Origin of the sequence: Achromobacter dolens (genome assembly GCF_902859745.1) — a bacterium.
GTDB classification, from domain to species: Bacteria; Pseudomonadota; Gammaproteobacteria; order Burkholderiales; family Burkholderiaceae_B; genus Achromobacter; species Achromobacter dolens.
Genome location: NZ_CADIJW010000009.1, coordinates 63,244 through 85,776, shown reverse-complemented (window position 1 = coordinate 85,776; position 22,533 = coordinate 63,244). Strand labels below are relative to the sequence as shown.

Here is a 22,533-nt window from a genome sequence, read left to right as displayed (position 1 = left end):
CGTTCCCCTTTCCCCGACTCCCATGTCCGCACACGAACCCATCGGCCACGGCCTGAACCCCGCGCAGAAAGAGGCGGTGCTGTACCTGGACGGCCCCTGCCTGGTGCTGGCCGGCGCCGGCAGCGGCAAGACGCGCGTCATCACGCAGAAGATCGCCTACCTGCTGCGCGAATGCGGCTACATGGGCCGCAACGTGGTGGCGCTGACCTTCACCAACAAGGCCGCGCGCGAGATGGATGAGCGCGTCAAGACGCTGGTGGACCGCAAGCTGGGCAAGGGCCTGACCATCAGCACCTTCCACTCGCTGGGCGTGAAGCTCTTGCGCGAAGAGGCGCGCAACGCGGGTCTCAAGCCGACCTTCTCGATCCTGGACGCCGATGACGCCATGGCGATCATCCAGGAGCTGCTGGCCACCACCGACAAGGGCCGCCTGCGCCACGTGCAGGGCATCATCTCGCTGTGGAAGAACGCGCTGATGGAACCCGACGACGCCGCGCGCGAAGCCATCACGCCGGGCGACGTCGAGGCCGCCAACGTCTATCGCAGCTACGCCGCCACGCTGGCCGCCTACCAGGCCGTGGATTTCGACGACCTGATCCGCATTCCGGCCATCCTGCTGGCCAACAACGAAGAGGTGCGCACGCGCTGGCAGAACCGCGTGCGCTACCTGCTGGTCGATGAATACCAGGACACCAACGTCTGCCAGTACCGCCTGGTGCAGTTGCTGACCGGCCCGCGCGCCATGTTCACGGCGGTGGGCGACGACGATCAGGCCATCTACGCCTGGCGCGGCGCCACCATCGAGAACCTGGCCAAGCTGACCACCGACTATCCCAATCTCAAGCTCATCAAGCTGGAGCAGAACTACCGCTCGGTGCAGCGCATCCTGGCGGCGGCCAACCAGGTGATCGAGAAGAACCCCAAGCTGTTCGAAAAGAAGCTGTGGTCGGACCTGGGCGTGGGCGAGCCGATCGTCGTTTCGGCGATGGACGGCGAGGAGCACGAGGCCGAGTCCATCGCCATGAAGATCTCGGCCTCGCGCTTCGAGCGCCAGGCGCAGTGGAAGGATTTCGCCATCCTGTATCGCGGCAATCACCAGTCGCGCATCCTGGAGCAGGCGCTGCGCAACCTGAAGATCCCGTACACGATCGCGGGCGGGCAGAGTTTCTTCGACAAGGCCGAGGTGCGCGACATCCTGGCCTACCTGCGGCTGCTGGCCAACGACGAGGACGATCCGGCCTTTATCCGCGCCGCCACCACGCCCAAGCGCGGCATCGGCCAGGCCACTTTGCAGACGCTGGGCCAGTATGCCGCCACTCGCGAGCTGTCGCTGCTGGCGGCGGTCGATGAGACCGGGCTGGAAAGCCTGCTGGCGCCGCGCCAGCTCGAACCGCTGCGCACCTTCACCGAATTCATCCGCCGCATGCAGTGGCGCGCCGGCCGTGGCGCCACCGCCGGCACCGATGGCGCGCCCGCCGAACCCGCCGGCGTGATCCTGGACGACCTGGTGCAGGCGATCCAGTACGAACGCCATCTGTTCGAGCTGTTCGACGAACGCCCGGCGCAGACCCGCTGGCAGAACGTGCTGGAGCTGACCGGCTGGCTCAAGCGCAAGGCCGAAGAGGACAACATGTCGCTGTTCGAACTGGTGCAGCACGTTGCGCTGGTGACCATGCTCGAACGGGGCGAGGAAGAGGAGCCGGACGCGGTCAAGATGTCGACCCTGCATGCCTCCAAGGGCCTGGAGTATCCGCACGTGTACCTGGCGGGCGTCGAAGAAGGCCTGCTGCCGCACCTGGGCAAGGACGACGAGGTGGGCGATCCGGCGCGCGCCGCGGAGAACCTGGCCACCCGTATCCAGGAAGAGCGGCGGCTGATGTACGTGGGCATCACGCGAGCCCAGCGCAGCCTCAACCTGAGCTGGTGCAAGCGCCGGCGCCGGGCGCGCGAGGACCTGGTGCGCGAACCGTCGCGCTTCATCGAGGAAATGGGCCTGGATGCTCCGGGCATCCAGGAAGACGAGACCACCGCCGCCATGAATCCCAAGGAACGCATGGCCATGCTCAAGGCCTTGCTGAAGAAATAGCCCCGCAATAAATTACATGACGGGGGAGCGTCCAGGATCTATACCTGCCGCTTTGCATCATGGCGCTGACGATGAAGGATGACGTGCGTTACCAACCGGTGCCCGGCACGCCGGGCCTGGTGCTGGGCGTGGCGCGGCTGGTCGACTTCCAGTTCGACCGGCACTACCACGTCGATTACCACATCGGCCTGGTGACCCAGGGCGTGCAGCGCCAGACCTTCCGTGGCCGCAGCACGCTGCTGGGGCCCGGGGGCATCGCCCTGATGCCGCCCGGCGAGGTCCATGACGGCGCCGGCGTGGCCGACTATGGCCAGTCCTACACCCTGAAGACCTTCCGTCTGTCGCCCGACCTGATGCGCGATTTCATCGCCGAAGTCTCGGGCGGCGCATCCGACGAGCGGTTCCTGGGCACCTTGATCGAGGAACCCGCGCTGGCGGCCCGCTTCAAGGCGTTGCACGCTTCCTGGATGGCGGATGCGGCCGCCGGGCCGCTGGCGCACGAGTCCGCCTCGCTGGCCCTGATGGGGACGCTGTTCGCGCGCACGGGGGCGGTGACGCCCCAGGCGGTGCGCGGCGGCCTGTCGCTCGCGCACCAGCGGGTCGTGCGGGATTATTGCCAGGCCCACCTGGGCGACAAGATCGGTCTGGAAGACCTGGCGCGGCTCTGCGGCCTGAGCCGCTACCAGTTCCTGCGCCGCTTCGCGCTGTCGGTGGGGCTGACGCCGCACGCCTGGCTGACGCGGCTGCGCCTGGAGCGGGCCTGCGCCGCGCTGGCGCGAGCGCGCGCTCCGATCGCGCAGGTGGCGGCCGATGTCGGCTTCTACGACCAGAGCCATTTCAACCGCGCGTTCCGCACGGCCTATGGGGTGCCGCCCTCGGCCTACCGGCGCGCGGCCTGAGCGCGCCGATTCCCGCGTCGTCCTGGCGCTGGCGCGCGGCGCGCCGGAGGGACGGCGCGGGTCGTTATCGCACCAGCGCGCGCAACGCCGCCAGGAAGTGATCGACGTCCTGCTCGTGCGTGGTGACGACGTGACCAGCCGCGCCACGCCCGGGCCCCAGCGGTCGTGGTAGAAGCGAAAGCCCTGCGCCAGCAGGCCGTCAATGGCGGCGATCGGCAGCCGGCAGAACAGGATGTTGGCCTCGACCGGCCCCTGAAGTTCAACGCCCGGCAGGTTCGCCATGCCCGCCGCCAGCCGCGCCGCCATGGCGTTGGCCTGGCGCGCGTTGCGCAGCCACAGGTCGTCCGCCAGATAGGCTTCCATCTGTGCCGACAGCAGCCGCATCTTCGAAAACAGGTGGCCGCCGCGCTTGCGCCGGTAGGCCAGTTCTGCGGCGCGTCCGGGTTCGAACAGCACGATGGCCTCGGCGCCCAGCGCGCCGTTCTTGGTGGCGCCGAACGACAGCGCCGCGACGCCGGCCTTCCAGGTCATTTCCGCTGGCGTGCAGTCCAGGCTGACCAGGGCATTGGCGAAGCGCGCGCCGTCCATGTGCAGGGGCAGCCCGGCATCGCGGCAGACGGCGCCGAGGGCCCGGATCTCGTTCAGCGTGTACACGCTGCCGGTCTCGGTGGCCTGTGTGATGCTGACGCAGGCCGGCGGCATCGAGTGCACGTCTCCGGCCTTGTGGCGCGCTTGCTCCGCGAGCCGGGCGGGGTCGAGCTTGGAGGCCGCGCCCTCCAGCAGCGCCAGGCGCGCGCCGCCGCTGTAGAACTGCGGCGCGCCGCATTCGTCGTTGGCGATGTGGCTGTGCGCGTGGCACAGCACGCTGCCCCAGGGCGGCGTCAGCGCCGCCAGCGCCAGCGAATTGGCGGCGGTGCCGGTGGGCACCAGCAGCACGTCGACCTCGCGTTCGAAGATCTCGGCCAGGCGCCGTTCGACGCGCAGGGTGATGTCGTCGGCGCCATAGGCGGGGGCCTGTCCCTCATTGGCGCGCAGCAGCGCGGCCAGGATCTGGGGGCTGGCGCCGGCGGTGTTGTCGCTGGCGAAACCCTGTTGGGGCGAGGCGGCGGCGGGGGTGTCCAATACGGGGCTCCGGTGAAGACAGACAGGTCCTCACTATGCCCGCCGGCGCCGGGCCGGGCTTGTAGAAAATTGCGCCTCGCTCCTACACTGGGGCGGACCCGGCGAGCCCGCGCCGGGCCGGTTTTTCAAGGAGCGCATCATGTGCCGCTGGCTGGCTTACACCGGGAGTCCCCTGCAAATGGAGAGCGTGCTGTTCAAGGCCACGCACTCGCTGATCGACCAGAGCCTGCATGCGCGCATGGGCGCCACCACCACCAATGGCGACGGCTTCGGTCTGGGCTGGTACGGCCGACCGCCCGAGCCGCCGTTCCGCTACCGCAGCGTGCATCCGGCCTGGAACGACCGCAACCTGCGCGAGGCCGCGCGCGCCATCCATTCGCCGCTGTTCGTGGCGCACATCCGCGCCGCCACCGACACGCCGGCCCAGGAAACCAACTGCCATCCGTTCCGCCATGGCAACTGGCTGTTCGTGCACAACGGCGTGATCCGCGACTATCCGCTGCTGCGGCGCGACCTGATGCTGATGATCGCGCCGGCCTACTTCGGTTCACTGGAAGGGTCGACCGATTCCGAGGTGATGTTCCTGCTGGCGCTGACTTTCGGCCTGGAGGAAGACGCGCTGCAGGCGCTGGCGCGCATGGTCGGCGCGGTCGAGGAGACCGGCCGGCGCCACGGGGTGGCCCGGCCCATCAACATGACCGTGTGCGCGCTGGATGGCGAGCGCCTGATCGCGGTGCGCTATTCCAGCGAGCGCGATTCGCGCACGCTGTTCCACAACACCTGCGTGCGGCATCTGCGCGAGCTTTATCCCGACGACCCGAAGGTCGCGGCGCTGGACGATGACGCATTCCTGTTGCTGTCCGAGCCGCTGAGCGAGATGCCGGGCGCCTGGGAAGAGGTGCCCGAATCCACCGCCATCATCGCGGGCCGGGGCCGCGTCGAGCACTATCCGTTCGTGCCGGTGCCGCCGGGCGCCTGAATGCCATAGCGCGCCGCCGGCGTATTGCGCGACAGTTCCGGCCCCAGGGCCTGGCGCGCCGCTTCCAGGCGTTCCAGCAGGGTCGGGTCGGTCAGCGACGGGATGGTGACGAACTCGCCCTGGTCCAGGCCCGCCAGCGCGCTGCGCACCATGTCGTCCGCGCTCATCACGATGGCGGACGGCAACTCGCTGGCCGGCTTGCCGGCCTGGTCCCAGAACTCGGTGCCGGTGGCGCCGGGCAGCACCGCCTGGACGCGCAGGCCCTTGTCCGCCAGTTCGTGGCGCAGCGACTGCGAGTAGGCCAGCACATAGGCCTTGCTGGCGCCGTAGACGCCGTTGAGCAGCTCGGGGTGCAGGCCGACGATCGACGCGATATTGATGATGGTGCCGCCGCCGCGCGCCACGAAGGCGGGCGCGGCCGCCATGGTCAGGTGGGTGAGGGCGCTGATGTTCAGGTCGATCATGGCCTGCATCTGGGCGGCATCGGATTGCAGCAGCGGCGCCACCGCGCCGATGCCGGCGTTGTTCACCAGCAGGGTCAGCGAGTCGTCCTCGCGCAGCGCTTGCGCCACGCGTTGCACACCGTCGGTCCGCGACAGGTCGGCTGGCAGCACGCGCACGTCACGGCCGGTCTCGGCGCGCAGTCGCGCGGCCAGGGTTTCCAGGCGTTCGACGTTGCGCGCCACCAGCGTCAGGTCGTGGCCGCGATGGGCCAGGTGGTGGGCGTAGCGCGCGCCGATGCCGGACGAGGCGCCGGTGACCAGGGCGCGGCCGGGGGATTTGCCAGACGGGGTGTTGCTCATGAAAGACTCCGAAATGGGGACGGCTGGTAGTGCCGGTACCCTTGCAGAGTAGAACCGGGATGGAATATCCTCAATGACATAGAAACGTCTTTTCAGGACATACGATGAAAACGGACGGAACAGCCATGAAAACCATCGCGATCCTGTTGCACCCGGGCTTCCAGCTCATGAGCCTGGCGGCCAGCGCGGTCTTCGAGATGGCCAACCGCCAGAGCGGCGAACCGGCCTATCGCGTCGTCCTGGTGTCCGAGCATGGCGGCCCGGTGGCCAGTTCGCTGGGGTTTGCGCAGGACACGCAGAAGCTGGGGCGGCGCGCGTTCGACACCTTGATCGTCGCCGGCGACAACACCGGCGAGGGCGCGTCCGAGAGCCTGTTGCGCGCGCTGCGTGGCGCCAGCGAGCGGGTGCGCCGTTGCGCCTCGATGTGCACCGGCGCGTTCGTGCTGGCGCAGGCCGGCCTGCTCGACGGCCGCCGCGCCACCACTCACTGGTTCTATGCGCGGCGCCTGCAGCGCGAGTATCCGCGGGTCAAGGTGGACGAGGACCGCATCTTCGTGGCTGACGGCCCGATCTGGACCTCGGCGGGCATGAGCGCCGGCATTGATCTGGCGCTGGCCATGGTGGAGGCGGACCTGGGGGCGGACATGGCGCGCGCGGTCGCGCGCAAGCTGGTGCTGACACAACGCCGGGCGGGCGGACAGTCGCAGTATTCGGCGTTGCTGGAGCTGGATGCGAAGTCCGATCGGGTGCAGACGGCGCTGGCCTACGCCAAGGCCAACCTGAAGGCCGAATTGTCGGTGGACGAGCTGGCGCGCGCCGCGCACTTGAGCCCGCGCCAGTTCAGCCGCGTGTTCCGCCAGGAAACGGGCCAGTCTCCGGCCAAGGCGGTGGAGCATCTGCGGTTGGAGGCGGCGCAGGACATGATGCAGTCCGGCCGTCATGCGGCCGAGGTGGTGGCGCGCGAAACCGGCTTTGGCGATCGCGACCGCATGCGCAAGGCGTTCCTGCGCGCGTTCGGCCAGTCGCCGCAGGCGATGCGGCGGTTGCTGCACGCCTGACGACGGCGTCGCGCGGACGGCCCGTGACGGGCCGCCCGATCAGTGCCCGGTGTGCAGCGCCGGGTTCAAGGTGCCCCAGGCGGCCGTGCGCACCAGCGTTTCGACCGCGCCGGTCTGCGAGTTGCGGCGGAACAGCAGTCCGTGCTGGCCGGCCAGCTCCACCGCCTTGACCACCGCGCCTTCCGGCGTCAGCACGCGGGTGCCGGCGGTGACGTAGCAGCCCGCTTCGACCACGCAGTCGTCGCCCAGCGAGATGCCGATGCCGGAGTTGGCGCCAAGCAGGCAGCGCTTGCCAATCGCCACGACCTGTTTGCCGCCGCCCGACATGGTGCCCATGATGGAAGCGCCGCCGCCGATGTCGGTGCCGTCATCGACGATGACGCCGGCGCTGATGCGGCCTTCGACCATGGAGGCGCCGAGGGTGCCGGCGTTGAAGTTGCAGAAGCCTTCGTGCAGCACGGTGGTGCCGGCGGCCAGGTGCGCGCCGAGCCGCACGCGGGCGGTGTCGGCGATGCGCACGCCGGCGGGCACGACGTAGTCGGTCATGCGCGGGATCTTGTCGACGCCGCGGATTTCAAGGATCTGCCCGGTGGCGCGCAGTTGCCAGCGCAGCGCGTCGACCTGGTCGACGGCGCAGGGGCCGGCGGAGGTCCAGGCCACATTTGCGAGCACGTTGAACAACCCGTCGAGGTTGGCGCCATGCGGCCGAATGAGTCGGTGGCTGAGCAGGTGCAGGCGCAGGTAGGCGTCGTGTGCGTCGGCGGGCGGCTGGTCGAGCGAGGCGATGGCGGTGCGCACGGCGACGATGTCGACTTTGCGCCGGGTGTCGCGCCCCAGCGAGGTGGGCACGTGCTCGCCGAGCGCGGCTCGCGCTTCTTCAGGCGTGAGGTGCCGGGTGCCGCCCGCGGGCGTCTTGTCGGTCAGGGACGGGCGCGGATACCAGGTATCGAGGACGGTGCCGTCGGCGGCGATCGTGGCCAGGCCGTAGGCGATGGCGCTGTTTTGGGGGTGTTCTTGCATGGGCTTTTTTTGGGATTCTCTTGGGAATATTCTAGGCGATGGGGGCGGGGCTTTCTATTCGGGGGCGGCGGGGCGCTTCGTAGGCCGCCCCTCGGGCAGGCGGCCGCAAGGGGCGTCTGCGCATTTGAAGGCGAGACGGGTGCGCTGTGCGCTGGTGTTGAGGGGTTTTCTATTTGGGCCGCGCATCAGGGGGAGGGGCGGTGGTGGGCGGCGCGATGGATGTCATGTTGCGCGTCACGAGTCTGCCGCGCCGCCCACAAACAAGTGTGGTGCGCGCAATCTCTCAGTCGTGCTCGACAGCGCCGCATCCACGCGCGCCAGCGTCAACGCGACGACGCAAGACGCCGCGTAAGCCTCAAAAGGCCGCCCGCGCGGCCGGCTTGAGGCGGGCCCCGCAAGATCCTCTCCCCACCCCTGATGGGCAATAGCATGCCAAGCACCCCATTCGCCCCAGAGCCCGTCACTAAGTCTCATCGTGAGCGGGTGTCGGGGCAGGCGGAGGATGGCGGGGCGTGTAGATGCGCCCGAGGGAATCCGAAGGAGTCGCCGAAGGCGAGGACGAGGATGACGACGGGGCAGGCCGGAGCGAAGGCTCCGGACCGCAATCGTAGCCCCGCCATCCTCCGCCTGCCCCGACACCCGCGGCTAAAGAACCCAACCCGCCGCAAAAAGAACTCTAAGCAAGTTCCTTCAACAACAACTCCCAGAACTTCAACCGCTGCTCCAACGTAGAAACCAAGATGTACTCATTCAGCGTATGCGCCCCGTCCCCATCCGCCCCAAGACCATCCAGCGTCGGAATCCCCATGGCCGAGGTGAAGTTGGCGTCGCTGCCGCCGCCGGTCATCGGCGCGTCTTCCAGCAGGAAGCCGGCGCGTTCCGCGTAGCCTTGCACCAGCGCCAGCAGCGCGGCGGCTTCCTCGGTCTTCACCATCGGCGGGCGGTTCAGTTCCACGTCGATGTCCAGTTCCACGTCCGGGCCCACCGCGCACAGCTCGCGCATACGGCGCAGCACGTCTTCGGCCGCGCCCATGTCGGGCACGCGGAAGTCCACCACGCAGCGGCACAGCGCCGGCACGGTGTTGGTGACGGTGCCGCCGGCGATCGTGCCCACGCTCACGGTGATGCCGCGCTCGTAGTCCGTCATCGCTTCCAGCGCCAGCACCTGGTGCGCCATTTCGCGGATCGCGCTGCGGCCTTTCTCGTGCTGCATGCCGGCGTGGGCGGGGCGGCCCTTGACGTTCAGGTTCAGCATGCCGGTGCCCTTGCGCGCCGTCACGCACTTGCCGCCGTTGGGGCGGGCCGGTTCGCACACCAGGGCGTACTTGGCATTGGCGGCGAAGCGTTCGATGTGCGCGCGCGAGGCATGGCTGCCGGTTTCCTCGTCGGGCACCACCAGGAAATCCACCGGCAGTTGCGTCGCGCCCGGGCGGGCCACGCTGGCCAGCGCCGTCAGCGCCAGGTAGATGCCGGCCTTCATGTCGTAGCTGCCGGGGCCGTAGAGGCGGTCGCCCTCGATGCGCACCGGGTTCTCCAGCAGCGTGCCGACCGGGTGCACCGTGTCCATGTGCGCCAGGATCAGGATGCCGGGGCGGGTGTCGCCAGCGGCGCGGTTGGTGGCGTACAGCAGCGGGCCGGTGGCGGGGCCGAGCGACGACAGTTCCACCGTCAGGCCGGCCGCGGCGGCGTAGTCGGCGATGATGCGGGCCATCGCGGCGATGCCTTCGGGGAAGTTCGAAGGCGATTCGCATTGCAGCCAGCTCTGGATGCCGGCGACGAGTTGTTCAGTGCGGGAAGTGGAGGACATGGCGATTCTGCTAGCGGAAATGAAAGGGAACGTTCAGGCGACCTGCTGGCCGGCCAGGCGGGCCAGTTCGGCGTCGCTCGGCATGCCGCCCTCGAACCACAGGCTGGCGCAGACCGCGGACATGGCGCGGCCGTCGTGGCCGATGCCGGGCACCACCTGCAGCGTCCAGTTGAACGGCACGCCGCGGCGCTCGGCTTCCTTGCGGCCGGCCTCGAAGTAGTTGTGGGCGCGGGCGAAGCGGTGCGGCCCCTGGCGCATGGCGGCCGGTTCCGACGGCAGGTTGGGGTCGTCGGTGGCGATGTCCTGGTCGCCGGCCAGGATCGTCATCGGGTACGCCAGCAGCTTGACCAGGTGGTCCTCGGTCAGGCCGACGCCGTCCATGCCTTCGGGGAAGGGGTAGTCGAAGGTCGGCAGGGTGTACCAGCCGGGGTTGCCGGCCACCACGGCCTTGAACGGCGCGTGCGACTGGCTGCTCATCAGGCGGTGCACGAACTGGCCGCCGGCCGAGTGGCCGAACAGGTAGACATTCTGGCCATCGGTGATCTCGGCGTCGATCATGTCGCGGATCACGTTGCCGACCAGCGCGTAGGTCCAGCCGTCGATGTGGCGCGGATTGCCGCCGGCCGAGAACACGCGGCCATTGTTGTAGCTTTCCACGCCCGGCCAGATCTCGTTGGAGAAGGTCAGCGCCACGATCAGCAGCTTGTGCTTGTCGGCGGCCTCGACCCAGAAGTCGCGGTATTCGTCGCCGTTGCGCAGCACGCCGTGCTGCACGATCACCACCGGGCGGTCCGGGGTGTAGCCGTAGGGGCGGTAGGTCTGCAGCTTGAACGGGCGATCGGAATTGCGATCCTCGTCGATATAGGTGATGGCGTTGCGGCCGGCATGGCCCATTTCGATGGCGATGCGGTCCACGTTGGACATGTCAGAGGGTTTCATGGCGTTCAGGCGGTGGCTTCGTTCAGGTGGCAGGCCGACCAGTGGCCCGGAGAGATTTCCTTCAGCGTCGGCGCCTGCTCGCGGCAGCGCGGCATGGCGTGCGGGCAGCGCGGGTTGAAGGTACAGCCCGACGGCGGATTCAGCGGCGACGGGATCTCGCCCTTGATCGGCGTGAACTTGCGGCCGCGGCGCGCCACGTCCGGCACCTCGGCCATCAGGGCCTGGGTGTACGGATGGTTGGCGCGCGCGAAGATCTCGGCCGAGGTCGAGATCTCGACGATCTTGCCCAGGTACATGATAGCCACGCGATCCGAGATGTGGCGCACCACGCCCAGGTCGTGGCTGATGAAGAGGTACGTGAAACCGTGCTGCTCGCGCAGGTCCATGAACAGGTTGATCACCTGCGCCTGGATCGACACGTCCAGCGCCGCCACCGGTTCGTCGCACACCAGGAACTTGGGCGCCACCATCAGCGCGCGGGCGATGCCGATGCGCTGGCGCTGGCCGCCCGAAATTTGGTGCGGAAAGCGGTCGCGGTACTCGGTGTCCAGGCCCACTTCCTTCAGGGCCTGGTCGATGCGCGCGGGAATCTCGGCCGGCGGCGCCAGCTTGTGCACCTTGAGCGATTCGCCCAGGATCTGGCGCAGGCGCTGGCGCGGGTTGAGCGAGGCCTGCGGATCCTGGAAGATCATCTGCACGCCCAGCGTGTAGGCCAGCTTGTCGGCGCCGCGCAGTCGACGCGCGTCCTGGCCCTGGTAGAGCAGGTCGCCTTCGGTCTGGCGGTGCAGGCCGGCAACGACGCGGCCCAGGGTGGACTTGCCGCAGCCGGACTCGCCCACCAGGCCGACGACTTCGCCGCGGCCGATGCGCAGGTCGACGCCGTTGACGGCATACACGGTGCGGCGGTCGATCGGGCGGCCGCCCAGGGCCAGGATGCGCTGGGCCAGGTCGGGACGCTGTTCGAAGCGCTTGTGGACGTTCCGGAGCTCGATGACGGGGGTATCGGCTTGACTCATGCTTGCTCGGCCTCGCGGGCGATCGGGACGTAACAGCGATAGCTGCGCGAACCTTCGGTGGTAACGGTGGGGGCTTGTTCGGTGCAGCGCGTGACCGCGTGGGTGCAGCGCGGCCGGAAGGCACAGCCCGACGGGCGGCCGGCCAGGCTGGGCGCCATGCCGTTGATCTGGTGCAGGCGCGCGCCCGGCGTGGTGGCGCCGGGCATCGAGTCCAGCAGGCCGCGGGTGTACGGATGGCGCGGCGCGTCCAGCACCTGTTCGACCGGGCCGCTCTCGACGATGCGGCCGGCGTACATGACCGCGACGCGGTCGGCCAGCTCGGCCACCACGCCCAGGTCGTGGGTGATCCAGATCAGCGCCGTGTTGTGCTCGCGGCAGATCTCCTGCATGCGGTACAGGATCTGGCCCTGGATGGTCACGTCCAGCGCCGTGGTCGGCTCGTCGCAGATGATCAGGTCGGGCTTGTTGAGCATGGCGATGGCGATCGCCACGCGCTGGCGCATGCCACCCGAGAACTCGTGCGGGTAGCTCTTCAGGCGCTTCTCCGGCGACGGAATGCCGACCATGGCCAGCGCCTCGCGGCAGCGTTCCATGGCCTCGGCGCGCGGCACGTCCTCGTGCGTCAGGATGGCTTCCATCATCTGCTCGCCGATGCGCAGCACCGGGTTGAGCGTCATCAGCGGGTCCTGGAAGATCATGGCGATGCGGTTGCCGCGCAACTGGCGCATCTGCTCTTCGGAGAGCTTGCGCAGGTCGTTGCCCTTGAACTTCACTTCGCCGTCGACGACTTCCCCGGGCGGATCGATCAGCCCCAGCAGCGAGAAGCCGGTGACCGACTTGCCCGAGCCGGACTCGCCGACCAGGCCCACGATCTCGCCGCGGCGCACGGTCAGGTCGACGCCGTCGACCGCCAGCCAGGCGCCGGCCTCGGTATGGAATGCGGTGCGCAGGCCGCGCACTTCTAGAAGCGTGTCACTCATATCATTTGTCCATTGCGCCAGTCGCCAAGCAGGCGGGAGGCCTTGCCCAATCGGGATGCCGCGGAGCCGGCTCCGCCGGTCCGCTGGCATGCCCCCTTGAGGGGGGAGCGCGAAGCGCTTCGGGGGTGGGTCATTTCCTCGGGTCCAGGCTTTCGCGCAGGCGGTCGCCCACGATGTTGATGGAGAGAATCAGCAGCAACAGCGCAATGCCCGGGAACAGGCTGATCCAGTAGTCGCCCGACAGCAGGTACTGGAAGCCGTTGGAGATCAGCAGGCCCAGCGACGGTTCGGTGATCGGCACGCCGACGCCCAGGAACGACAGCGTCGCTTCCAGCGCGATGGCGGTGGCGATCTGGATGGTCGCGAACACCATGACTGGGCCCAGGCAGTTGGGCAGCAGGTGGAACACCATGATGCGCCAGGCCGGGAAGCCCAGGTTGGCGGCGGCCTCGACGTACTCCTTGCGCCGCTCCTGCAGCGCGCGGCTGCGCATGATGCGGGCATAGTGGCCCCATTGCACCAGCACCAGCGCCAGGATCACCTTGTCGACCCCGCGCCCCAGCACCACCAGCAGCACCAGCGCCACCAGGATGGTCGGGAAACCCAGGATGAAGTCGACGATGCGCATCAGCACGGTGTCGACCAGGCCGCCGACGTAGGCGGCCACCAGGCCGACCGCGCCGCCCACGGCGGTGGCAAGCACCACGGCCGACAGGCCCACCATCAGGCTGATGCGCAGGCCATAGAGAATGGCGCTGAGCATGTCGCGGCCCTGGTCGTCGGTGCCGAGCCAGGCGATGCTGCCGTCCATCAGCGCCTGGCGCGGCGCCAGGCGGCCGTCCATCAGCGACAGGTTGGCCAGATCATAGGGATTCTGCGGCGCGAAGTAGGGCGCGAACACCACCAGCAGCACCAGGATGGTCAGGGCGATGACCGAGCCGCGCACGGTCGGGCGGGCCCGCAGTTTCTTCAGGATCGAGGCGCGCTTGGGCGTATCGGCCAGGGGCTGGACGGTACGGGTGCGGCCGGTATTGGGAGATTGAGCCATGGCGATTATTGAGCGGGGGTCACGAGCTGCACGCGCGGATCGAGCGCGGCGTACAGGATGTCCACAACCAGGTTGATGACCACGAAGATCAGGGTGACCAGCATCACGTACGCGACCACCACGGGCCGGTCGAGCTGGTAGACGCTGTCGATGAGCAGCTTGCCCATGCCGGGCCACGCGAACACGGTCTCGGTGATGGTGGAATAGGCGATCAGGCTGCCGAATTCCATGCCGATGACGGTGACCACCGGGATCAGGATGTTGCGCAGGATGTGGCGGCGCACGATGCGGCCGGGCTTGATGCCCTTGGCGCGCGCGAACTTCACGTAGTCCTGGCTGCGGGCCTCGACCACGCCGGAGGCGGTCAGGCGCAGCACCAGCGCGATGTTGGCCAGCGCCAGGTTGATGGCCGGCATGATCAGGTGCGACCAGCCGTCGGCCGTCAGGATCGACAGGCGCACGCCCAGCACCGTCACGGTGTCGCCGCGGCCGGTGGCGGGCAGCCAGCCGAGCCACACCGCGAACAGCAGGATCAGCATCATGCCCTGCCAGAAGTTGGGCAGCGAGAAGCCCAGCACCGACGACGCCATGATGCCGCGGCCCAGGGGCTCATCGCGGTACAGGCCGGCCACCAGGCCCAGCGGAATGCCGATCACACAGGTCAGGCCGATGGCCACGATCACCAGTTCGAAGGTGGCGGGGATGCGCTGCACGATCAGCTCGATGGCCGGGATGCCGTGCACGAACGAGGTGCCCAGGTCGCCGTGCAGCGCGCGCCACAGGAACCCTGTGTATTGCTGCCACACGGGCAGGTCCAGGCCGAGGCGGGCGATCATCGCCTCGCGCGCCGCCTGGCTGGCTTCGGGGCTGACCAGCAGTTCGATCGGGTCGCCCACGGCATACACCGCGAAGAAGACCACGACCGAGACGGCCAGCAGCACGAACAGACTCTGGATCAGTCTGCGTAGGATGAAAAGGGCCACGTGATATTTCCTTGGTGGGCTCGGGGTTGCAGGCGCCGGAAACGGCGATCTTAATTGGCGGGCTTGGCCGACATGGCCAGGGTGTATTGGTCGGCGCGGCCTTCGTACGTCAGGCCCTTGCGGAACGCCCAGATGCTGCTTTCGAAATGCAGCGGAATGCTGGGCAGGTCGGCCAGCGCCAGGGTCAGGGACTCCTGCAGCAGCTTCTCACGCACCGCCGGATCGACGGTGGTCAGGGCGCGCTTGAAGACCTTGTCGAAGGCCGGATTGTCATAGCCGCCGTAGTTGCTGGTGCCCAGGCCGTGTTCCTTGTCGAAGGCGCTGACCCAGTACTGCAGGAACGACGAGGCTTCGCCGGTTTCCGACGACCAGCCGCCCATGGCGAAGCTGAACTCGCGCTTGGCGCGCTTGGGAAAGTAGACCGAGCGCGTCATCGCGTCCACGGTCGTCTTGATGCCCACGCGCGACAGGTACTGGGCCACGGCCTGCGAGATCTGCGCGTCGTTGATGTAGCGGTCGTTGGTGGACGAGATGGTCAGCTCGAAGCCGTCCGGGTAGCCGGCCTCGGCCAGCAGCTTCTTGGCGGCGGCCGGATCGTACTTCAGTTCTGGCGGCGGCTGCAGCGTGCCGAACATGCCGTCGGGCAGGAACTGGTTGGCCGGGGTGGCGGCGCCGTCCATGATGCGGGCGGTAATGGCCTTGCGGTCGATCGCCATCGAGATGGCGCGGCGCACGCGCACGTCCTGCAGCGGGTTCTTGCCGTCGGCTGCGCGCACCATCGGGCTGGGGCTGCGCGCCACGTCGAACTGGAAGTACACCACCCGCACGGACGGCGTGATGACGTAGCGGAAGCCCGGCGTTTCCGAGATGCGCTTGACGTCGCGCGCGGCGGGATTCTCGATCAGGTCGAAGTCGCCGGCCAGGAGGCCGGTCAGGCGCGGGCCGGCGGCCGGCACCGGAATCAGGCGCACGTTCGGCCAGGCCGGCTTGTCGCCCCAGTAGGCGTCGTTGCGCGCCAGCTCGATGGCGCTGCCCTTGACGTACGACTTGAGCGTGTACGGGCCGGTGCCGATGGCGGATTTGCCGCTGTTGAAGTCGCTGATGGTGGGCCAGGGGCCGGTCACGCCGCAACCATTCTTGGGATCGAAGCGGATCGGGCCATGCTCGACGATGCCGCTCCACAGCATGGCGTTGCGGGTCAGGTCGTTGGGCAGCAGCGGGTAGGGCAGGTGGGTCTTGATGACCAGCACGTTGCCGTCGCGCACGTCGATGCTGGCCAGCTTCTGCACCACGCTCAGGTACGAGCCGCCGATCGACTGCTCGTTGTGGAACGCGCGGCACAGCGTGAAGATCACGTCCTGGGGCGTGAACGGCTGGCCATTGGAGAACTTCACGCCGTCGCGCAGCGTGAATTCCCAGGTGGTGTCGTCCACCGCCTTCCAGGCGGTCGCCAGCCGCGGCACCAGATTCATCTTGGCGTCCTGGCCGATCAGCGTCTCGAAGATGTGCGAGGTCATCGCGTCGTTGGGCGTGACCTGGTGGTAGTGCGGGTCCATCGCCGTGGGTTCGGACGACAGGCCGATCCGCAGCGTCTGCGGGGCCGACTGGGCCTGGGCCATGGCGCCAGCGGCCAGGGCGGCCGCCAGCGTACAGGTCGATAACGCGCTGCGAATGAAAACGTTTGCGGACATGCTGCTTCCCTTGGTGGTTTTTTTATGAGGCGGCGCGCCATCGAGGGCGCGCCGCGCGATGCATCAGACGATCGGTTGCGCCAGCCGCACCACCGTCACCCCGGCCCGCAGGTTGGCGGTCGACGGCATGATCAGGACGCAGTTGTCGTACGGCGTGGTCACGGCCTCGCCCTCGGACCAGCCGATGGCGGTGCCGGCGCGCGCCAGCGTCTCCAGGCCCTTCCAGGGCTCGGCGAAACGGAAGTCGGCGCTCTTGGCGGCGATTGCGTGGGTCACGCGCAGCGCGCGCTGCGCGCTGGCCTGGGGGGCGAACCAGGCGGCGGGCAGGTCGGCCTCGTCCACGGTGCCGGCCGCCACCAGGAAGCGCGCCATCTGATCGACCGCCACGCCGCGCGCCTCGGGCGCGCCATGGAAGCCGCATTCGATCAGCAGCGAGCGGGTGCCGTTGTCGCCGGCCTCGCCGAAACGGCCGTAGTCGCGCATGCGCACGCCGGCGGCATGGCCGGCGTCGGCGATGATCGTGGCGGGGTTGCCCAGCGACAGGGCCAGGTCGATGTTGCGCTGTTCCATGCCGGTCAGTTGCAGCGGCACGTCGGAATTGCTCATCGAGTGGAAGTCCAGCAGCCAGTCGGCCTGCGCCACCCACGGACGCAGGGCGGCGGCGCGGCGGCGTTCCTGGCTGATGGGCTGGGCCAGCTTGTCGTCGCTCCAGACGCGGTTCATGTCTTCGTCGACGAAGCGCGCCGGCGCGTAGTTGGCGGGGTCGAAGCGGTCGAACGCGGCCAGGTTGCAGAATGCCAGCGTCAGCGAACCACGGCGCGGGCGCAGGCCGGCGGCCAGCGCGTCCTTCAGGGCCCAGGCGCCGCACAGCTCGTTGCCGTGGACCAGGGCGCTGAGCATCACGCGCTTGCCCGGCGCGCCGGAGTCGAAATGCCAGACGCCGGGGGTATCCGTGTTGCCCACGCGCTCGGCCGCCAGATCCGGACAGGCGAGCAAAAAGGGACGCGGACGGGACGCGGTAGGGGACGAGGACATGGGAACTCCGATCAAGCGAGGGGGATTGTATAAGGGATGACGCCCGAAGGCGGTCAGGTGGCGGTCAGGCGCTCGCGTTGCGCGGCCACGGCCGCGCCCTGTTCGCCCAGGTCCCAGAACAGGCCGGCCATCACCGCCGCGCCTTCGCGCGCCACCGAGGCGAGCAGGTGTTCGTCGGGGCCATGCTGGCAACAGGCGGGATAGGAATGCGGCACCCAGATGGTGGGCAGCCCCAGCACGTCCGAGAAGGCGTCGTTGGGCACGGTGCCGCCCAGGTTCGGCAGCAGCGCGGGCGTCTTGCCGGTGGTGGCGGCCAGCGAGGCCACGGCCCAGCGCGCCCACGGATCGTCCGGGTCCAGCCGGGTGGCCGGCGTGCCGCGCCGCACGCGGACCTGGACCTGCCGCAGGCCCCGCGCGTCCAGGTGCCGGCGCAGGATGCCCTCGGCCTGGCGCCAGTCGGTGCCGACCACGAAACGCAGGTTGCAGGTGGCGCTGGCGCGCGGCGGAATCGCGCCTACCGGGTTGTCGGGATTGCCGGTCTTGTAGGCCAGCACTTCCAGCGTGTTCCAGCCAAACAGGCGCTCGGCCAGCGACAGGCCGGGCTCGCCCCAGTCCGGGTCGATCTCGGGTGCGTCGTCGTCCTGGCCGACCTGGATGTCCGCCAGCGCCTGGCGCACGGCGGGCGGAATCGCCGGCGGACGCAGGCCGTCGACCAGCAATCGGCCGCGCGCATCCACCAGGCTGGCCAGCGCGTTTGCCAGGATGATGCCGGGATTGGGCAGCACGCCGCCCCAGTTGCCCGAGTGGTGGGCGTGGCCGCGCAGGTCCACCGTCAGGTCGAACAGCAGCGTGCCGCGCGAGCCCAGGAACAGTGTCGGCAGGTCGGCCGCCAGCCGCGGCCCGTCGGAGGCGATGAAGACGTCCGCCGCCAGCGACTCGCGCCACGCGGCGCAGGCCTGGTGCAGGCCGGGCGAGCCGACTTCCTCGCCGCATTCCACCAGCATGCGCAGGTTGAAGCCCAGGCGCCCGCCGCGTTCGGCCCGCACCTGTTCCAGCGCCGTCATGTTGACGCAGTACTGTCCCTTGTTGTCGGCGGCGCCGCGGCCGTACCAGCGATCGCCCTCGGCCGTCAGGCGCCACGGCGCCAGGCCGGCGCGCCATTGCTCGTCATAGCCGCGCACCACGTCGCCGTGGGCGTACATCAGCACGGTGGGCAGGGCCGGGTCCTCGATGCGCTCGGCCAGCAGGAACGGCGGACCGCCGGCGACGGGGTTGTCCTCGACGCGCCAGGAACAGCCCAGCGCTTCCAGGCGCGGCGCGACCGCCGTGCGCAGGTAGTCGTGGAGCGCGGCGCGCTGGTCCGGGTTCTGGCTTTCGGTGCGGTGCGCGACCAGCTCCGCCAGGTCGCGCTGCAAGGCGCCGCTATCGGCATACGCGACCGCGCGGCCGATGGCGGCGGCGCGGCTGGCGCTCGTGACTGCTGCTGGCACGGACTTCCCCTTGTCTGGCAGGGCGCGTCATTGCGCACCCTGCTGAATCGTTGCGCAAATTCTAGGATCAGGGAAGCTTTCTCTACAATTAGAATATTTATCAGAAGCTTTGCAAAAAAGGCAAAGCTATTTTCATCGGCGTCAGGCCCCAGCGAGGGGGAAACATGCACGGCATCGCCCTGCGTTACTTTGTCGAGGTCGCCCAGGCGGGCAGCCTGAGCGGGGCGTCCGAACGCCTGCACGTGGCGGTGTCGGCCATCAGCCGGCAGATCGCCAAGCTGGAGGAAGAGGCGGGCGCGCCCTTGTTCGAGCGCGCCGCGCGCGGCATGGTGCTGAGCGAGGCCGGCCGGCTGCTGCTGGCCCACGCGCGCCGCACATTGCTGGAATCGGATTCGGTGCTGCAGGAGATCGCCGCGCTCAAGGGCATGGCGCGCAACGAGATCCGCATGGCGGCGGTCGAGGGCGTGGCGCGCATCTTCCTGCCGTCGGCCATGGCGCGCTTTCGCCGCGACTGGCCCGAGGCGCGCTTCGACCTGCACGTGGGCACGCCGGCCGATGTTGCGCGCCGCGTCGCCGAAGGCAGCGTCGAACTGGGCATGACCTTCAACGTCGAACGGCTCAGCGGCGTCAGCGTGCGCTATTCGCGGCGCGCGCCGGTGCACGCCGTCATGGCCGCGGGCCACCCGCTGGCCGGCCGCAAGAGCGTCAGCCTGCAGGACCTGGGCCGCTACCCGCTGGCGCTGACGGGCCCCGGCACCACCACCCGCCATCTGTTCGAGATGGGCTGCCTGCTGGAATCGGTGCAGCTCGAGCCGACCTTTACCTGCAATGATTCCTCGCCGCTGCATGGCTTCGTGTTCGGTTCCGACGCCATCATGCTCAGCGGCTACATCTCGGTGGCCTGGAGCCTCAAGCGCGACGAGCTGGTGGCGGTGCCGATCTCCAACGCCCAGTTGCAGTCGCGCACCTTGCAACTGCACGTCATGCAGGGGCGCCAATTGCCGCCCAAGACGGAAGCCTTCATCGACCTGTTGTCGCGCGAACTGGACGTGCTGCTGGCGCAAGGGCCGGGCGCCTGAGACCGTCACGCCCGTCAGGGGGGCGCGACGCGCATCCAAAGAAAAACGGCTGCCCGAAGGCAGCCGTTTTCATGTCGCGCGCGCCGGATTACTTGGCGTCGGGCTTGACCGAGGTGGCCAGCGTGAACTGGTCGCGGCGGCCTTCATAGGAGATGCCCTTGCGGAAGGCCCAGATGCTGCTTTCGAAGTGCAGCGGAATCAGCGGCACGTTGTCCAGCGCGATCTGGGTGGCTTCCTGCAGCAGCTTCTCGCGCTTGGGCGCGTCGACGGTGACGATGGCCTGCTTGTAGACCTTGTCGAAGTCGGCGTTGGTGAAACCGCCGTAGTTGCTGGTGCCCAGGCTCTTGGGCGAGTCGAGCGAGGCGACCCACAGTTGGAACAGCGCCGAGGCTTCGCCCGTTTCCGCCGGCCAGCCGCCCATCGAGAAGCTGAACTCGCGCTTGGCGCGCTTGGGGAAGTAGATCGAGGCGGTCATGGCGTCGACGTTGGTCTTGATGCCGACGCGGGCCAGGTACTGGGCCACGGCCTGCGCCACCTGGCCGTCATTGACGTAGCGGTCGTTGGTCGACGACAGCGTCAGCTCGAAGCCGTTGGGGTAGCCGGCTTCGGCCAGCAGCTTCTTGGCGCCTTCCGGGTCGTACTTGATTTCCGGGGCCTTGGGCAGCGCGCCGAACATGCCGTCGGGCATGTACTGGTAGGCCGGGGTGGCCATGCCGTCCATGATGCGGGCGGTGATGGTCTTGCGGTCGATGGCCATCGAAATCGCCTTGCGCACGCGCAGGTCCTGCAGCGGGTTCTTGCCGTCGGCGCTCTTGACGAACGGGCTCGGGTTGCGCGCCACGTCGGGCTGGAAGAACACCAGGCGGGTCGAGGGCGTGGCCACGAAACCGAACTTGGGGTTGTCCTTCAGGCGCTGCAGGTCGCGCGCGGCGGGGTTCTCGATCATGTCGAAGTCGCCCGACAACAGGCCGGTCAGGCGCGGGCCGGCGGCCGGCACCGGCACGAACTTCACTTCCTTCCAGTAGGGCTTCGGACCCCAGTAGTTCTCATTGCGCACCAGTTCGATGCCGGTGCCCTTGACGTACGACTTCAGGGTGTACGGGCCGGTGCCGATGGCGTCCTTGCCGTTGTTGAAGTCGGCCACCGTCGGCCAGGCGCCGGTCACGCCGCAACCCTTCTTCGGGTCGAACGTCAGCTTGCCGTGCTCGACGATGCCGTTCCAGATGATCGGCAGCGAGCGCGCCATTTCGGCGGGCATCAGCGGGAAGGGGGCGCCGGTCTTGATGATGACGGTGTGCGCATCCGGCGTCTGCACGTCGGTGATCAGCTTGGTCGTGTCCATGTAGGACTGCGACACGTTGGTCTCGTTGTTCAGCGTGCGGCAGATCGTGAACAGCACGTCTTCGGACGTGAACGGCTTGCCGTTGGAGAACTTGACGTCGTCGCGCAGCTTGAATTCCCAGGTCAGGTCGTCCAGGTTCTTCCAGGACGTGGCCAGCGCGGGCACCAGCTTCATGTCGGCACTGCGGCCCACCAGCGAACTGTAGACGTGCGCGGAGAACGCGTCGTTCTGCGTCATCTTGTGGTAGTGGGGGTCGGCCGAGGTGGGTTCGGCGGACAGGCCGATCTTCAGCGTCTGGGCCTGGGCAGCGGCCAAGGGAATGGCGGCGGCCACAAGGGCCAGGGTGGTGCGCAACTTCATGGTGACAACTCCGGATGGGGAACGAACCGGATCGTGCTGGCGGGGGGGAAACAGCGGCGGGGCCAACCGGGGGAACGCAACGTCGGCTGGGGGGCTTGCGGTGTTTTTGGCGCCAGGCACGACGGCAAGGGGCCGATTATCGATAGGGGCTTCGCGCGCTGTCAATGCGCGCCGGGCCGGCGTCAGGGTAAACGCCGAGAGGGGGAATAGCGGGCGAAGCCGTGCGAAAAATGCCGATCGCCCCAGTTCGAGGCAGTCCCGCTTCGGGACGGCTTCGCACCGGGGCGATCGAGTATTGCGTCGTGGAGGGCGTCGCGGGGGCCCCGCAAGTGGGGCCGGCGCGGCGCGATGGCGCCCGGTAATGAAGACCCGGGCACCGGGTCCGATGCAGCGGGCGCCGCGTGGGCGGCGGGCGTTGCACCGGCAGCGCGCCAGGCTGAATCGCGGGAGATCGGTCGCGACTCAGGCCGGCACGGCTGGTCTTACCACTGCGAACCGGAGAAGCGCGAGCTGGCGGCGCGGGCCTTGTTCATCGACTCGTTGACTTCGTCGATGAAGGCGAACACGCCAGCAACGGCGGCGGCGATCGCCTTGCCAGCCTTCTTCAGGTTGGTCAGCGGGTGGGAATTCGGTTGGTTCTCGAGGGCGCCGCGGAGCAGGTCACGCTCCAGCGCGTCGGTCAGGCGGGCAGTGTGGTTCAGGGTCAGTTCGCTCATGGTTTTCTCCAGTCCGTTTCGTCTTGGGGTAAACCATTATAGGGATAACCCTAAATCAAAAGCAACGCGTTTTTAGGGGA

General features: G+C 68.6%; 18 protein-coding genes and 1 pseudogene. 5 read left to right on the top strand and 14 right to left on the bottom strand.

The annotated features are described in order from the left end of the window. The first annotated feature begins 22 nt into the window (after positions 1-22). Entirely contained in the window at positions 23-2,086 is a 2,064-nt protein-coding gene (locus HV783_RS09835) for a UvrD-helicase domain-containing protein (RefSeq protein WP_059269091.1), read from the top strand. A gap of 71 nt (positions 2,087-2,157) precedes the next feature. Then, positions 2,158-2,985 carry an AraC family transcriptional regulator gene (locus HV783_RS09830; RefSeq protein ID WP_064528389.1) on the top strand — a complete coding sequence of 276 codons (828 nt, stop codon included), beginning with the start codon at positions 2,158-2,160 and terminating at the stop codon, positions 2,983-2,985. A 64-nt stretch (positions 2,986-3,049) separates the two neighbouring features. Here the strand turns inward: HV783_RS09830 and HV783_RS09825 are convergent. Beyond that, positions 3,050-4,107: pseudogene (locus tag HV783_RS09825) on the bottom strand (threonine aldolase family protein). Between the two features lie 139 nt (positions 4,108-4,246). Between HV783_RS09825 and HV783_RS09820 the strand changes: the two are divergent. Beyond that, entirely contained in the window at positions 4,247-5,086 is an 840-nt protein-coding gene (locus HV783_RS09820; RefSeq protein WP_054503608.1) for a class II glutamine amidotransferase, read from the top strand. Here HV783_RS09820 and HV783_RS09815 read toward each other — a convergent pair. Further along, positions 5,053-5,889 (bottom strand): SDR family NAD(P)-dependent oxidoreductase, encoded by an 837-nt coding sequence (locus tag HV783_RS09815; protein ID WP_175189059.1) that lies wholly within the window; start codon positions 5,887-5,889, stop codon positions 5,053-5,055. The two genes, HV783_RS09820 and HV783_RS09815, sit on opposite strands and share 34 nt — an antisense overlap. Positions 5,890-6,014: 125 nt before the next feature. On the opposite strand from HV783_RS09815, the gene HV783_RS09810 reads away from it, so the two are divergent. Beyond that, positions 6,015-6,947 carry a GlxA family transcriptional regulator gene (locus HV783_RS09810; protein WP_054503606.1) on the top strand — a complete coding sequence of 311 codons (933 nt, stop codon included), beginning with the start codon at positions 6,015-6,017 and terminating at the stop codon, positions 6,945-6,947. Between the two features lie 39 nt (positions 6,948-6,986). Here the strand turns inward: HV783_RS09810 and dapD are convergent, their stop codons facing one another. The 10 genes from dapD to HV783_RS09760 all read right to left on the bottom strand — a co-directional run bounded on the left by dapD (position 6,987) and on the right by HV783_RS09760 (position 18,956). Continuing rightward, complete coding sequence (dapD, locus tag HV783_RS09805; RefSeq protein WP_054503605.1) at positions 6,987-7,967, bottom strand: 2,3,4,5-tetrahydropyridine-2,6-dicarboxylate N-succinyltransferase; 981 nt, start codon at positions 7,965-7,967, stop codon at positions 6,987-6,989. Between the two features lie 676 nt (positions 7,968-8,643). Next, positions 8,644-9,774 carry a M20 family metallopeptidase gene (locus HV783_RS09800; RefSeq protein ID WP_175189058.1) on the bottom strand — a complete coding sequence of 377 codons (1,131 nt, stop codon included), beginning with the start codon at positions 9,772-9,774 and terminating at the stop codon, positions 8,644-8,646. Positions 9,775-9,807: 33 nt separating this feature from the next. Further along, entirely contained in the window at positions 9,808-10,713 is a 906-nt protein-coding gene (locus HV783_RS09795) for a prolyl oligopeptidase family serine peptidase (protein ID WP_144656724.1), read from the bottom strand. Positions 10,714-10,718: 5 nt separating this feature from the next. Then, complete coding sequence (locus tag HV783_RS09790) at positions 10,719-11,729, bottom strand: ABC transporter ATP-binding protein (RefSeq protein ID WP_020925445.1); 1,011 nt, start codon at positions 11,727-11,729, stop codon at positions 10,719-10,721. Continuing rightward, a complete protein-coding gene (locus HV783_RS09785; protein WP_063580211.1) occupies positions 11,726-12,709 on the bottom strand; it encodes an ABC transporter ATP-binding protein in 984 nt (327 codons plus the stop codon). The genes HV783_RS09790 and HV783_RS09785 overlap by 4 nt, the downstream gene beginning before the upstream one ends. Positions 12,710-12,839: 130 nt before the next feature. Further along, positions 12,840-13,757 carry an ABC transporter permease gene (locus HV783_RS09780; RefSeq protein WP_063569477.1) on the bottom strand — a complete coding sequence of 306 codons (918 nt, stop codon included), beginning with the start codon at positions 13,755-13,757 and terminating at the stop codon, positions 12,840-12,842. Positions 13,758-13,762: 5 nt separating this feature from the next. After that, positions 13,763-14,740: an ABC transporter permease gene (locus tag HV783_RS09775; protein ID WP_006392551.1), complete on the bottom strand. Its 978-nt coding sequence runs from the start codon at positions 14,738-14,740 to the stop codon at positions 13,763-13,765. A gap of 50 nt (positions 14,741-14,790) precedes the next feature. Beyond that, the gene (locus HV783_RS09770) at positions 14,791-16,431 is read right to left on the bottom strand and encodes an ABC transporter substrate-binding protein (protein ID WP_175189057.1); all 1,641 of its coding nucleotides are present in this window, start codon (positions 16,429-16,431) and stop codon (positions 14,791-14,793) included. 63 nt (positions 16,432-16,494) lie between these two features. Next, positions 16,495-17,466 carry a M14 family metallopeptidase gene (locus HV783_RS09765; protein WP_116793235.1) on the bottom strand — a complete coding sequence of 324 codons (972 nt, stop codon included), beginning with the start codon at positions 17,464-17,466 and terminating at the stop codon, positions 16,495-16,497. A 53-nt stretch (positions 17,467-17,519) separates the two neighbouring features. Further along, the gene (locus tag HV783_RS09760; RefSeq protein WP_175189056.1) at positions 17,520-18,956 is read right to left on the bottom strand and encodes a M20 family metallopeptidase; all 1,437 of its coding nucleotides are present in this window, start codon (positions 18,954-18,956) and stop codon (positions 17,520-17,522) included. 164 nt (positions 18,957-19,120) lie between these two features. Between HV783_RS09760 and HV783_RS09755 the strand changes: the two genes are divergently transcribed. Further along, entirely contained in the window at positions 19,121-20,035 is a 915-nt protein-coding gene (locus HV783_RS09755; protein WP_049070861.1) for a LysR family transcriptional regulator, read from the top strand. Between the two features lie 88 nt (positions 20,036-20,123). Here HV783_RS09755 and HV783_RS09750 read toward each other — a convergent pair whose 3' ends face one another. Both HV783_RS09750 and HV783_RS09745 read right to left on the bottom strand, forming a co-directional pair. Then, positions 20,124-21,737, bottom strand: coding sequence for an ABC transporter substrate-binding protein (locus HV783_RS09750; protein ID WP_116793233.1), 1,614 nt, complete (start codon positions 21,735-21,737; stop codon positions 20,124-20,126). 482 nt (positions 21,738-22,219) lie between these two features. Continuing rightward, positions 22,220-22,453 carry a hypothetical protein gene (locus tag HV783_RS09745; RefSeq protein WP_049070864.1) on the bottom strand — a complete coding sequence of 78 codons (234 nt, stop codon included), beginning with the start codon at positions 22,451-22,453 and terminating at the stop codon, positions 22,220-22,222. Positions 22,454-22,533 lie beyond the last annotated feature (80 nt).

What these genes read in the sequence shown, in the direction of transcription:
- HV783_RS09835 (WP_059269091.1), top strand. Translation starts at nt 23, where the DNA reads ATGTCCGCACACGAACCCATCGGCCACGGCCTGAACCCCGCGCAGAAA.
- HV783_RS09830 (WP_064528389.1), top strand. Translation starts at nt 2,158, where the DNA reads ATGAAGGATGACGTGCGTTACCAACCGGTGCCCGGCACGCCGGGCCTG.
- HV783_RS09820 (WP_054503608.1), top strand. Translation starts at nt 4,247, where the DNA reads ATGTGCCGCTGGCTGGCTTACACCGGGAGTCCCCTGCAAATGGAGAGC.
- HV783_RS09815 (WP_175189059.1), bottom strand. Translation starts at nt 5,889, where the DNA reads ATGAGCAACACCCCGTCTGGCAAATCCCCCGGCCGCGCCCTGGTCACC.
- HV783_RS09810 (WP_054503606.1), top strand. Translation starts at nt 6,015, where the DNA reads ATGAAAACCATCGCGATCCTGTTGCACCCGGGCTTCCAGCTCATGAGC.
- dapD (WP_054503605.1), bottom strand. Translation starts at nt 7,967, where the DNA reads ATGCAAGAACACCCCCAAAACAGCGCCATCGCCTACGGCCTGGCCACG.
- HV783_RS09800 (WP_175189058.1), bottom strand. Translation starts at nt 9,774, where the DNA reads ATGTCCTCCACTTCCCGCACTGAACAACTCGTCGCCGGCATCCAGAGC.
- HV783_RS09795 (WP_144656724.1), bottom strand. Translation starts at nt 10,713, where the DNA reads ATGAAACCCTCTGACATGTCCAACGTGGACCGCATCGCCATCGAAATG.
- HV783_RS09790 (WP_020925445.1), bottom strand. Translation starts at nt 11,729, where the DNA reads ATGAGTCAAGCCGATACCCCCGTCATCGAGCTCCGGAACGTCCACAAG.
- HV783_RS09785 (WP_063580211.1), bottom strand. Translation starts at nt 12,709, where the DNA reads ATGAGTGACACGCTTCTAGAAGTGCGCGGCCTGCGCACCGCATTCCAT.
- HV783_RS09780 (WP_063569477.1), bottom strand. Translation starts at nt 13,757, where the DNA reads ATGGCTCAATCTCCCAATACCGGCCGCACCCGTACCGTCCAGCCCCTG.
- HV783_RS09770 (WP_175189057.1), bottom strand. Translation starts at nt 16,431, where the DNA reads ATGTCCGCAAACGTTTTCATTCGCAGCGCGTTATCGACCTGTACGCTG.
- HV783_RS09765 (WP_116793235.1), bottom strand. Translation starts at nt 17,466, where the DNA reads ATGTCCTCGTCCCCTACCGCGTCCCGTCCGCGTCCCTTTTTGCTCGCC.
- HV783_RS09755 (WP_049070861.1), top strand. Translation starts at nt 19,121, where the DNA reads ATGCACGGCATCGCCCTGCGTTACTTTGTCGAGGTCGCCCAGGCGGGC.
- HV783_RS09750 (WP_116793233.1), bottom strand. Translation starts at nt 21,737, where the DNA reads ATGAAGTTGCGCACCACCCTGGCCCTTGTGGCCGCCGCCATTCCCTTG.
- HV783_RS09745 (WP_049070864.1), bottom strand. Translation starts at nt 22,453, where the DNA reads ATGAGCGAACTGACCCTGAACCACACTGCCCGCCTGACCGACGCGCTG.